Consider the following 13,602-nt stretch of genomic DNA (forward strand, 5'->3'; position numbering starts at 1 on the left):
CGGGACAGTGTCATATTCAGGGGAGTTGGCATGGAGCACCTTGTTAACCCGCTTTACAATATCAACGAGGGATGTGGTCTTTCCGACTACAGCAAGACTTCCCAGTTCTTTCTGCAATTGCTCAATTGCCTTAAGATTGTTGTGATCTTTCATTGCATCAATATCAGGAGACTCGGCAACTATGTATGCAGTGGCGGTGCCGGCAAGTTTTTCATTCATTACAGTGTCTGCCTGTCTTATTTCACTGCTTTTCTTAAACCATGAGACCATGTTATTGTTCACACGTATCTGCGTTAAACCGGCTATGGCTATAGCAAGCAATACAACTCCAATAACGATAACTGTGCCATATCTGTGATAACCTGTTTCTCCCAGTTTCCTCAGCCAGGAGGAACCGCTCCCGGACTTTTCATCTTCCCTGTCAGCCATTCTCAGCAGCTTCCTGTCGCTGGTGAGCATCATGAGCGCCGGTATAAAGGTAAAACTCATTACTCTTATTACTATGGTGCCGAATGCCACAAATATTCCGAATACCTTCACGGGAACGATATGCATGACAACGAGTACGCCAAAACCTGCAGCAGTTGCCAACGCTGTATATTTGACCGCCGGACCAACTACAGTAATCGTCTCCAATATCGCCTGCTTCTTATTTCGCACCTCCTTCAGCCGGAAATAAAATTCATTAAAGATATGTACACTGTCAGTTGCAATTGCCATGAGAAATACAGGTATCATCGAACTCATGATGTGTATGGGATATCCCAGACCTGTTAAAAGTCCCATGCTCCATATGATGCTTATAATTGCGACAGACATCATGGCTGCGACAAGCGTGAGATTTCGAAACATTATAAAAAGGGTGATCACCATAATTAAGCCGGCAATTGGCGAGAATATCCCCATCTGCATAAACATTGTATGGCCGAATGTATCTCGTGCCACTGGATCACCAGCTACATAATAGCGCTCTTCTCCTTTTTCTTCATTCACTAGTTTCCTTATACCGTCAGCAACCTCTTTGGCATCTGCCCCCTCTTCAAGCGGTACATATATGGCAGTAGTCGTCCTGTCTTTAGAGACGAGCCTGCCGATAAGCATAGGGTTGCCATAGATATCATTCTCAAGCCTTGCAACGTCTTCATCAGATTGCGGTACTTGATCCATAACAGGACGAACTATCAATTGACCATTTTCAGATAAGACATTATCAACCGTTGTAAGGCTCATTATATCAGGTATAACAACACCCTTAAGCATCATTATCCCGTTAGAAAGTCGCGCAACGCGCTCAAGTGTTGACTGGTTGAATAGACCGGATGGATTCTCAATGCCGAGGACGATCATATCCTTATGAAGTGCGAAGAGTGACTCCATATGATCGTTATATACACGGACCGGCGAAGTTTCCGGCAACATGTTCTTAGGGTCTGTATCAATCACTATCTTTGGAAACTGAGAAAGGAAGACAAGTGTCAGCAGTAAAACTACTATTACAGTGGTCTTTGGCCTTTCAACAGAATACTCAGTAACCTTCGACGCCATAACAAGTCTCCAAATAAGGCAATATTCATAAATTCAAACATACGCAAATACTAATGTAGATAATGTAGTGATTTATGCCGGCATTGTCAAGTTTTATTTGAGGCGGCGTAGCAGGTCTAGTTATGATCCTGAAACAGACTAAGAGGTTTCAGTGTTATTTGAATGTCCTGCTTTGCTGTAAAATCAGCTTGAAGGTTAATATTCAGTGTGCTAACCTTACATTAAGATATTATATTAACCTGTAAATAGAGGTGGTTATGGCTGCTTCAAGAATATTAGTACTGTTTTACAGCAAGACAGGGCACATGCTCAAGATGGCGAGGTCTATAGCAAAGGACGTGGAGGCATCCGGTGCTGAGTTGCGCCTGAGAAAAGCCGCGGAGCTTACACCAGCAGAGGTCATTGATAATAGTCCTGAATGGAAGGCAATGTACGATCAGATGTCAGATATTCCAGATGCTGTGGTGGATGACCTGATATGGATGGATGGTCTTATTGTAGGCTCACCAACACGGTTTGGTAATATGGCTGCCCCAATGAGAAACTTCTGGGATTCGACAGGGAAGCTGTGGATGGAAGGGACATTAATTGGCAAGACGGTCTCAGCTTTCTCGTCTGCAGAGATGGTTCATGGCGGACAGGAGGCGACTCTTCTGTCAATGTATCCCACATTTCTTGCCCATGGTATGATTATTGTAGGAATCCCGGGAAGCGTCAAGGAGTTATATAAGGCCGGTTCATATTATGGTGCGCTGTCATCCGGCGAGCCTAACGATACGGATCTTATTGTTTCAAGGAGTATGGCTAACAGATTGATAGAAATAACAAAGAAGCTGATAAGGTAGCAGGCCTCTTCCATACAGGTTAGATTGACACTGGTTCTGGTTATCATTATAACCTCATGTTAAACATTTATCTTGGTAATATTCATCCGGATCTGGAAGATGCACTCTTTCGTCATTTATCTGATATTAAGAGTCAGGACAAGCTGTCGCAGATCGCAATAGTAGCCCCGTCAGGACAGGTGCGAAAACGTCTCAGGACTCTTCTCGTGTCAGAACATGAAATGTATCTCATGGGGGTTGACTATCTTACCTTTCACTCATTATCTCTGAAGCTTTATGAAGAGAAGTATGGTTTAACAAGTCACATGATATGTGATGACTTCTTCTTCACAGAAATGATACGGCACATTCTTGAGACAGGAAATTCAGAGCCCAATTTGTTCAGTAACTTTGCCGGGACTCCGGAAGGGTGCATGGCGATCTGGAGAACGATACGGGAACTAAGAGAGGCAAGGGTAGAACCTGGGATTGTAGAAGATGGTATAAGGGATGGTTTGTTTGAGGATGATGACTCTGAGAAATTGGTCTCACTAATGACAATATATAAAGAATTTCTCCGGATAAAAACAGCTTCGGACATTATAGACTACTCTGACCTCCCTGTTATGGCTTCAGATGTTGCGCCATCATCGAAATATTTAAATAAATTTAAAGAAATTATTTATTATGGTTTTTATGACCTTACTCAGGTGCAGATTGATTTGCTTAAGTCTATAGTCAGACAGTATCCTGTAACCATGTTCTTCCCTTATGCAGAAGGCGCTCCGGCGGCCTCATTCAGTACGCGATTCTATGATACGTTCATACAGGGGTTGATAACTGATAAATCCAATGTTATCAGACTCCCGGGACCTTCTGTGCATGCTGACAGCAAAGTCCTTTTCCCTGTCAAATCGTCAACTGCAGTAATAGGCGCATCAGGCAGGGATGATGAGGTTTCTGTAGTGGCCAAGACCATACTGCGGTTAGTGGAGGCAGATGGAATTCCCTTCGCCGGAATTGGAGTTGTTGCAAGAGATATAAATGACTATATTCACATTATTAAGAGAGTGTTCCATGCGCACAATATTCCGTTCGTCTCAACCGGAAGTGAATCTGCAGACAGATATCCTGTGGTAAAGGCAGTTCGGATACTGATATCTATACATGAGAACGGTTACAGGCGGTCTGATATTATAGACCTTGTCTCAGCACACTGTTGTAAGGAAAGATTAAAGGCATTTTGTCCTGAAGGAACAGAGCTGCGTCCTGACAACCTGGATCTTTTTACACGTCTTAGCGGCATATCAAAAGGAGAAAAAGAATGGGAGAGGCTTGACAAATATATTGAAGAAGGGTTTATCATTCGTTCTCCCGGTGACGATGACGGCGAAGGTATTAATCTGGTGAGCAGTAATGAGGTCGCCGGACTGAAGGCAGTCATCAGGTCTCTCTGTAATGACTTCACATCTCTTCCTTCCAAGAGTTCATGGAGTGAATATATCGAGAGATTTGCGGTATTAATCAACAGATATATTGACGTAGATGAAGTACCTCCACGCAATCCTGATAATGTTGATTTTGACGCAGACAATTACAATCCGGCAGAAGCTGTTATGGAGTCTATGATATCGCTCAGGAGACTGGAAAAGATAACACATGAGGTTGCATTATCGGAATTCATCAACACCTTTAACCGCAGTTTGGAAGACAAGAAGTTTAAAATCTGTAGTGATGATATAGCGGGAGTGCAGGTGCTTGATGCCATGTCTGCCCGTGCAATTCCATTTACTGTATTATTTATTATGGGTATGAATGAAAAGGTCTTTCCAAGGAATATCAGAGAGGATCCTTTACTAAGGGATCCCGTACGGAAGATTATGGAGAGTGTCCTTGGATATAAGGTAGAAGAGAAGCTTAATGGTTTTGAGGAGGAAAAACTTCTATTTTACCTCCTTGTTAATTCAGCAACAGAGAGGTTATACATTACTTGCCAGCGCACGGATGATGCTGGTGAAACCAGGATCCCTTCCTGGTACATATCTGAAGTTGGTCCTCTGGAACCCGTAAAAGAGTGGAGGATTCCCAGAAGATTAAGTGATAAGTATTCTGTAAGTGAGTTCTTTGATTATTATTTTCTTACCCCTCACGAACTGTCTGCCAGGCTTATCATTGAAGGACTTGATGCTGCTCCTGTTATGTCAAAATTCTGTTTTGATCCTGTTTTATACAGACGCGGGAAAGAGACCATTTCGAATCACGAAAAGATGACGAAACGACTCACTGAGTTCGATGGGCTTACCGGATTTATTGAAGGATATTGGTATGATGTTGTCAAACGGGGTATTTCCCCAACTTCCATGGAGATGTTTGCGCTATGTCCTTTTTCATACTTTTCCCGTCATCTGCTGGGTCTGAAAACCATTGAGAGGCCTGAGACCATCGTCGGAATCAGACCCCATGAGGCAGGAAACATCTGCCACACGATATTAAAGAAGTTTTATTCAGGACTCAGCAGGGTTATAGATAGAGATATTAATGCGCTTCTTAAAGATACTGCAATGTCCGTGTTTATTGAATATGAAAAGTGTAATCCTGTAGGATACGCTGTGGTCTGGGACTTGGAACGGGAAAGACTGTTGACCTTGCTCATGGATTTTGTGGAAACAGATCTGAATGATTTGTCTTTATCCGGATTTAGTCCATATCTATTTGAAAAATCGGTTAATGGCAGCTTAACGTCAACCTCCATCAGCGATAACTCTGATTGTATAACTGTTCATGGAATCATAGACCGGGTGGATATACACGAAGATCAGAAACGGTTCAGGATTATAGATTACAAATATAAAACCGGACGCAAAATACCATCCGTGGAAAGAGACCTGAGCCTTGCGGCTATAAGGGGGCAAAAACTCCAGCCACCCGTCTATTCCTTAATGGTGACTGAATATCTCAGGTCGAAAGAGGGGATAGAGGATCCTGTGTGCGATAAGGTAAGATTTAGTTATTTAGCGCCTAACTGGACTGATGTCCCGGTTGAAGACAGATTCAGTGAATTTCCAGGTGACTGCTGGAATTCAGTAGCTGGAGGACAGATATTAAATACCATTAACCTATTGTTAAAGGGTATAAGAGATGGACTTTATTTTATTATTCCAGGTAATTATTGCAAGTCATGTGACTATTCAGCCATGTGCAGAAAGAATCATTTTCCATCAAGGTCCCGAGCGAAAAAGGATGACCTGATTATTAGGGATTACATGAATCTCAGGAAAGTTAAAAAGGAGCAGTAGCAGGAGATTAACGCTAAAATGACAGAACTTCCAGACGACAAAGACAGACTGCTTGCAGTTACTACCTTTGATAAAAATGTAGTGGTTACAGCAGGAGCCGGTACAGGAAAAACCACCCTCCTTGTTGACCGTATCACGCATCTCCTCATGAGAGATACCGCCCCACTGAAGATTACTGATGTTGTCGCCATCACATTTACAAAAAAGGCAGCAAATGAGATGAAGATACGCCTTCGGAAAAGACTGCATTATTTCATGGACTGTGCGGGTAGGATGAGAGGAGTTTCGCATATGGTTGAGAATAACAGCTCGAATGACAGTGAAGCGGATAATTATTCGAGTAAAATAAATGATTATGAGGCAGCACTGCTCAACGACCTTATTCAGAGATATGATCTCAGTCCGGATCTGATAGCACAGAGGGCGGAAGATGCCATCAATAATCTTGAGAAGGCCCAGATAGGCACCATACATAGCTTTGCAGGCCACATCCTCCGTCTTTATCCCCTTGAGGCTGGAATAGCCCCTGACTTTGATGAAGATGATGGCTCAGGGTTTGAAGGTCATTTTGAGCGTGAGTGGGAGGAGTGGCTTGATCCGGAATTGTCTGTAGATTCCGGGCATGGAGAGGAATGGAAGGAGGTACTTCGAAGGGTCCCGCTTGAGGGCGTGAAAATGTTTGCAAAATGTCTGTGCAAGGAGACTATCCCGCTCTCATCCTTTAGTCATTCAGTATTATATCCCGGGAAAGAACCTCAGCAATTAAGCGGTAAATTTCTGACATGGCTTGAACAGGAAAAAAGAAATGCCGGCGAAATATTAATCAAGTATGATGGCTCCAGAAAGGTAAAGATGCATGGGCTTCTAAAGAGCGCTATGGAGCTGTTTGATAATTTAATTGCATCTACAGAATTCACTCCGTTCGATGATAATATTCCTTCAACAAAACCTGCTGGCTGGAAAGAAGATGACTATAGGGAGGCCGTTCGAATTGCCGCTGTTGCCCAGTCCCTTTCTGTTACTGATGATCAGTTTATAGGAAAGTTGACAGCCCTGATTAGTCCTTTTTCGGTGTCGTGCAGAAAATCGTTTGTTTTATCCGGGAATATTTCATTTGATGGGCTGCTTTCTTTTTGTTGTAATATCCTTAAAAACAACGGCAGTATACGCAGTAACATAAAGAAAGACTTTAAGTCTATACTGGTAGACGAATTTCAGGATACGGACCCGCTCCAGTATGAGATAATCCTCTATCTTGCTGAGGCGCACGATGAGTTTAAGAGGGATTGGCGTGAGATTAAACTTGCCCCGGGCAAGCTATTCATAGTTGGAGATCCAAAGCAGTCTATTTATGCTTTCAGGGGAGCAGATATTGAGGCATTTCACAAGGTTGTTGATATGGTATTGACGCAGGGCGGTGTTCGTGCAAACCTGTCTACCAACTTCAGAAGCCATGGTGGAATAATTAATGTTGTTAATTCCGTATGCAGGCAGATCATAAGGGGCCGGGATTATCTTCAACCGGAATATGTTGACATCATAGAGCGTCCCGGAAGTGGAGCTGTGAAACCGATTCAGAGGGTGGAACTCAGGCTTCTTGATTCACGCAATGAAGATGATTGTGATGCAGCTGAGGCCATTGAGCGTGAGGCCATGGCACTCGGAAAGTTTCTAAAGGAAGAGATGATAGGAAAAGAGATTATCACAGATTCAGCCGGGTGTGAGGTACCTGTTTCGCCGCGGCATATTGCCATACTTCTTCCTAAGCTGACCCAGGTTCATGAGTACCTGGATGTATTAAAGCGGCTCAGTATACCTTATATAGTTGAGGGTGACAGACACTTTTACGGAACCCAGGAGGTAATAGACTTTGTGAACCTGCTTCGGGTACTTGATAATCCCCTGGACAGGACTGCGATGGCTGGTTTCCTGCGCTCCCCTCTGGGCGGGCTATCAGACAGGGAGCTTTATGAGTTGTGCAGGATGTCATTGCTCGACTATCGAATGGAAAACGGCAGACTTAATGAGGGGTTGGATAAACTTAATAATGCAGGTTTTAGCGAAAGTAGTCTGAATGATATGAAGGAACATGTTCGGGCATTATATGGTCTAATGAAACACCTTAATGTCAATATATCTGTTTTACCTGTTCCCGATGCCATTCATTATATTTTCGACTATTCACCTGTCTTGGAACTTGCTGCCTCTTCATATCATGGCGAGCAGTCTGTAGCCAACCTTCAGAAGATTTACAGGATTGCAGCTGCAATGAGTGATAAGTCAGGCCTTACACTTAAAGGTTTGACTATTTTGCTTGAGGAGAGGGTAGCCTCCAGGGAGAAAGAGGGGGAGAGTCTTCTTTCGGAAGAGGGTGTTGATGCAGTGCGGATATTGAGTATTCACCGGGCAAAGGGGCTTGAGTTTCCTGTGGTAATTGTGGGCGGTATGCAAGGTATTCAGAACAGGGGAAGTGATCCTGCCTCTGTGACCTATGACTGGGCGGCCGGTATGACAGGTATAAGTATAGGAGGAATATCGAATCATTCCTCTGTCATGATGCAGGATAAGAAACGACTGATTGAGAAAGAGGAGTTAAAAAGGCTGTTGTATGTTGCGATGACAAGGGCCGGGGAATGTCTTATCTTGTCCGGCGTTATTGGCAAAAGGGTTTACAAGGATAGTTTCCTCTCAATGATAATGGAAACAATTGGAGAATCAGCCGGAGACAGTTTGGTAAATGACATCAGTGTTGAGAAAGGGGTAATAAAGCAGACAGTTATTAAGTTTAAATCATCTGCTACACCGGAAAGGTATGCAAGAGATATAAAGATTGGTGATGACAGGATCTCCCTGGAAAAGATAGAGGTGCTTTCAGGTTTGTGGGACAAAAGAGGTGATGTTTGCAGGGCTATACTGGAAAAACCATTTTTTTTGACACCGTCATCTGTTGAGAAAAAGACGGCTGCTTCATCAGTTAAAATAAAAAAGCCTGACAATGACAGGCTTGTATCGGCACAGCGCTCTATTCTTATAGGTAACATTGCACATTATGTCCTTTCGAACTGGGATTTTGCAGCCAATGTGTCTCTTTTCGGAGAGGCAGTAAAAGACGCATGTCGTAAGTTCATTGCTCAGGCAGGGTCGTTAGAAGGCGTTTCAGATAAAGGTGGAGGAGATTACGAAAAAATTCAGAATGAGCTGGTATGTTTATTTGAGAAATTTTCTGCGTCAAGTGCCTATCAAGAGTTAAAAGGGGCGGAGATCCTTGGTAATGAGGTCCCGTTTTCGATCCCATGGGATGGCCGGGTAATGGAAGGAGTCATTGACATAATTTACAGATATAGAGATAAATTATATGCGGCAGACTACAAGACTGACATGGTTCGTGAAGAGGAGATGGAGTCAAAGTGTAGAGAATACTCTGTATCAGCTGATATCTATATGAACGCCGTGCGTGCTTGCACTGGTATTGGATTAGAAGGGTTTAAACTTATTTTCTTGCGGCATGGAAGGAGTATGAAAGTATAACTTGACATTTTATTTTTGTTAATGTTTAATACTCAATTGAAATTTGGTCTACTATAAAGATGTTATACTTTCCGCATATAAAACTTACCACTGTAATTTCAATTCTGACGTGTGCAGAATGGAAATCAATGATTGCGTGATCCGTTAGCAACTGTAATATAAGGTTTCCCGATAACAAGTGATTAATACCACTAACGAAAAATTTAGAAAAGAAAGGGGGTGAATAAATAAATGAAGAAGGGTTTAATTGTGATATTAGCATTAGCCATGGTAGGCATGATCAGTTTTTCTGCATGTCAGAAGAAAGAACAACCTGCACCACCACCGCCGGCAGAGCAGGCACCAGCAGCAAGTCAGGCACCGGCAGAACAGGCTCCGGCAGGTCAGGCGCCAGCAGAACAGGCTCCGGCAGGAGAACACAAGTAAGATTTTTGGTCTCTTAAATTTAAAAAAAAAGGCCCACAGGATATTTCCTGTGGGCCTTTTTTTACTGCAAACAGCTCTAATAATTTCTTCTCTGAGGTCTGCCGCTTTTACTTCCGGCACCGCCCCCGCGCGATGAACGGTTTCCAAACCCGCCGCCTCCGCCGCCACGAGGTGCCTTAGTCTGAGGCCGGGCCTCATTTACTACGACAGCACGATTATTAATCGTTTTACCATTGAGGTCATTCATTGCCTGATTTGCCTCTTCACGGTTGGCCATTTCGACAAAACCGAATCCTTTAGAGTTCCCTGTAAACTTGTCTGTGATGATCCTGGCGCTTTCCACCGCACCGAATGGTGTAAAAAGGTCGTTTAATTCTGACTCTGTGACCTCATAAGACAGATTGCCTACATAAAGCTTGACTGACATAACCACACTCTCCTTGTAAAATGGTTAAAAAACTATGCCGCTACTACTTATTAATAGCGGGCTTTGTCGCCACGACCTCTTATGGCTGTGGAACTTCCAGTATATTCAGTACCCTGACTTCAAAATAGAGTGTCTTGCCTGCCAAGGGATGGTTGAAATCGAGCACTACTGTCTTATCTTTTATCTCTGCTACACGTGCAGTAAAAACATTCCCACTATTGTCCCGGCCCTGAAGGTTAGAGCCGATTTTAATGGAATCGGGCGGGACTTGTTCCTTATTAATCTCAAGTAATGCCTTAGTGTCTGTAGGACCGTAGCCCTCTTCAGGCATTACAGTAACTTCTTTCTTATCCCCTACCTTCATTCCTGCCAGGGACTTTTCAAGCCCGGGTATAATTGAATGAGATCCATGGACATATGTTAGCGGGGCCGCTCCTACATTACTGTCTACTACGGACTGATCTTCAAGTTTAAGGGTATATTCTATTGATACCTGGCTGCCTTCTGACACACTCATATCAGGTGCTCCTTTAGTTTGTCCACCTGATGCCGGGGACATTGATGTAATTACGAATGTCAATAAGCAGACGTAACCATATGTTATTATTCGAATCCACTACATTGAATGGAAACGCCTCAAGAACCCTGATCCCTATGATAGACATCGTAATTATTTTGTTTGATTAGATAGAATGGAAGACTCTAAATACATGATGGATTTTAGGATATGTCCATCCAACTATCAGCTTTACTGATTAATATAACAGTTTATATGTAAATAAGCAAGATTCAATATGAATTTTGTGTAGGAAGCAAAAAACTGTCCGCATTTACAGTTCACATCTGTTATGTCTTTGAATTATGGCCTGTAATTTTGAAACTAACAGTTTATATAAGGCTCTCAATATTGTCACAGCTGGGTGCTCAGGGCCGTAATCCAATTATTAAAAAAATAAGTTATTTGGCGAAACATACGATATATAAGACATGTATCTGATATCAGCTAATTCCACATTAATTACAGGAGCAATCTTTTCAATCCCGTTAATGGTCTGCTTTATTAAGAGGCTGTTCGCTAAAGAAGTTACTTTATTAATCCAATGCAGGAAAGAAACGAAGAAGTTTTTAGTCTTAGAAAGTCGAGAGTGGATATTATAGTGTCAAATTATAGAGTCCGGGACATCCGCATAACATTTGCTTTCTTCTCTTTCATTCTTATCGTTACCTCATTTAGACACTACCCCTCCCTCTTAAGCTACATCTTCTTCATATTAGCCTTCATCCTCATATTCTTTCTGACATTTGTCCCGTTAAGCCTGAGCCCTCTATTCGAAAGGTGGCTTAAGATTACTCGTGTCATCGCAAAGTTTAACACAAAGGTTTTATTATTCATAAGCTTTGTTGTAATTTTTTTACCGACCGGACTGGTAAGGAGACTTTCCGGCAAGGATGCCATGCAAAGAGATATTAGGGCAGGAAGTTACTGGGAGCATTGTGACAACGACGGCTTAAAAGATAAAAGCCGCTATGAAAAACAATTTTAATCAAAAAGGAGATGAGCCATGGAAATGATCATAGAATTATGGGACTTTATGAAGGTCAGGAAAAAAATCTGGTTAGGAACAATTATTATTGTTTTCCTGTTATTAGGGGCATTCATCCTCTTCTCTGAAACCAGTGTTATCGCGCCATTAATCTATACTGTATTTTAAAGGGGCTCTATGTATATACTTGGTATCAGCGCCTATTATCATGATTCTGCGGCTGTGTTGCTTCAGGATGGAATAATTGAAGCGGCCGCTCAGGAGGAACGGTTTACCCGTAAAAAACATGATCATGAGTTTCCTCATAAAGCCGTCCAATATTGCCTGAGTGAGGCCGGGATCAGTATGGATCAGGTTGAACATGTAGTATTTTACGATAAACCGCTTACTAAATTTGACAGGATGTTAGAAACGTACTTCAGCTTTATTCCCCAGGGCTGGCAGAGTTTCAGTGCGGCAATGCCAGTATGGTTAAAACAAAAACTTCACCTGCGCAAGATAATAAAGAAAGAACTGAAATGGGAAGGAAAACTCTTGTTTACAGAACATCATGAGGCGCATGCCGCCAGTGCGTTCTTTCCAAGCCCATTTAAAGAAGGGGCTCTGATCTGCTTTGACGGGGTTGGGGAGTGGGCTACAACGTCATGGGGAGTTGGAAAAGGCAACAGGGTGGAATTGAAGCAGGAAATCAAATTCCCCCATTCCATTGGATTGCTTTATTCTGCGTTTACCTATTATACCGGTTTTAAGGTTAATTCCGGTGAATACAAGGTTATGGGGCTCGCCCCGTATGGCGATCCCAAGTATGTTGATCTTATTCTGGATGAGCTTATAGACCTTAAAGAAGATGGTAGTTTCAGACTTAAGATGGAGTATTTTAATTACTGCCAGGGACTTACCATGACCAATAGTAACTTCGATAGACTCTTTGGCGGGCCGCCAAGAAAGCAGGAATCGAAACTTACACAGAGGGAGATGGACATTGCCGCCTCCATCCAGAAGGTTACTGAAGAGGTCATGCTGAGGATAGGCATGCATGTATATAAGGAAACGGGAATGAAAAACCTCTGTTTAGCCGGAGGAGTTGCTTTAAACTGCGTTGGTAACGGCAGGCTTTTGCGGGAAGGGCCGTTTGAACATATCTGGATACAGCCAGCTGCAGGTGATGCAGGCGGTGCATTGGGTGCGGCATTGACCATATGGTACCACTATCTTGACAGTCCAAGAGCATCGAATGGATGTTCAGACAGCCAGTATGGAAGCTACCTGGGCCCGAAATATTCAATGGATGAGGTAAAGGATTTTCTGGTTAATAACAGCTATCCTTATAAGGAGTTAAGTGATAAAGCGCTTTATGAGGAGGTTGTAAACCGTCTTGAAGAGGGGAAAGTGATCGGATGGTTTGAGGGAAGAATGGAGTTTGGGCCGCGGGCACTTGGGGCGAGGTCTATCATCGGTGATGCACGAAATCCTGAAATGCAGAAGAAAATGAATCTTAAAATCAAGTACAGGGAGTCTTTTCGTCCTTTTGCGCCATCGGTTCTTCTTGAACATGTATCTGAATGGTTTGATTTTGAGGGTGAAAGTCCCTACATGCTAATGGTGGCCTCTGTAAAAGAGGACAAAAGAATTCCAATGACAGAAGCACAAATGAAATTATTCGGAATAGAGAAACTTAACGTACCCCGATCGGAAATTCCTGCTGTTACCCATATAGATTACAGTGCAAGAATACAAACTGTTGATGGTAAATTTAATAATAAATACTACGGAATGATTAGGAGATTTTACGAAAAGACGGGATGTCCTGTAATTGTGAATACCAGTTTCAACGTCAGAGGAGAACCTATAGTTTCTTCCCCTGAAGATGCCTATAAGTGTTTTATGAGAACAGAAATGGACCTCCTTGTACTGGAGAATTGCGTTCTTGAGAAGATAAAGCAGCCGTCATGGGAAGAAAAAACTGACTGGAAGACAGAGTATGGATTAGATTAAAAAATGATATTTGAAGA

The 13,602-nt window shown here is 42.7% G+C and carries 10 protein-coding genes; 7 read left to right on the forward strand and 3 right to left on the reverse strand.

The window, feature by feature from the left end; genetic code table 11:
* On the reverse strand, window positions 1-1,545 hold a 1,545-nt coding region (locus IT392_07185; protein MCC6544272.1), incomplete at its 3' end, for an MMPL family transporter.
* A gap of 257 nt (window positions 1,546-1,802) precedes the next feature.
* On the opposite strand from IT392_07185, the gene wrbA reads away from it, so the two are divergent.
* The 4 genes from wrbA (at window position 1,803) to IT392_07205 (ending at window position 9,619) form a co-directional block, all read left to right on the forward strand.
* Window positions 1,803-2,390, forward strand: a complete 588-nt coding sequence (wrbA, locus tag IT392_07190; GenBank protein MCC6544273.1) for an NAD(P)H:quinone oxidoreductase — start codon at window positions 1,803-1,805, stop codon at window positions 2,388-2,390.
* A gap of 56 nt (window positions 2,391-2,446) precedes the next feature.
* Window positions 2,447-5,665: an exodeoxyribonuclease V subunit gamma gene (locus IT392_07195; GenBank protein ID MCC6544274.1), complete on the forward strand. Its 3,219-nt coding sequence runs from the start codon at window positions 2,447-2,449 to the stop codon at window positions 5,663-5,665.
* An 18-nt stretch (window positions 5,666-5,683) separates the two neighbouring features.
* Window positions 5,684-9,193, forward strand: a complete 3,510-nt coding sequence (locus IT392_07200) for a UvrD-helicase domain-containing protein (GenBank protein ID MCC6544275.1) — start codon at window positions 5,684-5,686, stop codon at window positions 9,191-9,193.
* Window positions 9,194-9,424: 231 nt separating this feature from the next.
* On the forward strand, window positions 9,425-9,619 hold the full coding sequence (locus IT392_07205; GenBank protein ID MCC6544276.1) for a hypothetical protein: 195 nt from the start codon (window positions 9,425-9,427) through the stop codon (window positions 9,617-9,619).
* 76 nt (window positions 9,620-9,695) lie between these two features.
* On the opposite strand, the gene IT392_07210 is transcribed toward IT392_07205, so the two are convergent.
* Complete coding sequence (locus IT392_07210; GenBank protein ID MCC6544277.1) at window positions 9,696-10,046, reverse strand: RNA-binding protein; 351 nt, start codon at window positions 10,044-10,046, stop codon at window positions 9,696-9,698.
* A gap of 79 nt (window positions 10,047-10,125) precedes the next feature.
* Window positions 10,126-10,563 carry a peptidylprolyl isomerase gene (locus tag IT392_07215; protein MCC6544278.1) on the reverse strand — a complete coding sequence of 146 codons (438 nt, stop codon included), beginning with the start codon at window positions 10,561-10,563 and terminating at the stop codon, window positions 10,126-10,128.
* Window positions 10,564-11,203: 640 nt separating this feature from the next.
* Here IT392_07215 and IT392_07220 point away from each other — a divergent pair.
* The 3 genes from IT392_07220 to IT392_07230 are packed head-to-tail and all read left to right on the forward strand — an operon-like array spanning window position 11,204 to window position 13,585.
* Window positions 11,204-11,590 carry a hypothetical protein gene (locus IT392_07220; protein MCC6544279.1) on the forward strand — a complete coding sequence of 129 codons (387 nt, stop codon included), beginning with the start codon at window positions 11,204-11,206 and terminating at the stop codon, window positions 11,588-11,590.
* 18 nt (window positions 11,591-11,608) lie between these two features.
* Complete coding sequence (locus IT392_07225) at window positions 11,609-11,758, forward strand: hypothetical protein (protein MCC6544280.1); 150 nt, start codon at window positions 11,609-11,611, stop codon at window positions 11,756-11,758.
* A gap of 9 nt (window positions 11,759-11,767) precedes the next feature.
* A complete protein-coding gene (locus tag IT392_07230) occupies window positions 11,768-13,585 on the forward strand; it encodes a carbamoyltransferase (protein ID MCC6544281.1) in 1,818 nt (605 codons plus the stop codon).
* The last annotated feature ends 17 nt before the right edge of the window (window positions 13,586-13,602 follow it).

It is taken from the genome of Nitrospirota bacterium, assembly GCA_020846775.1.
Lineage (GTDB): Bacteria > Nitrospirota > 9FT-COMBO-42-15 > HDB-SIOI813 > HDB-SIOI813 > RBG-16-43-11.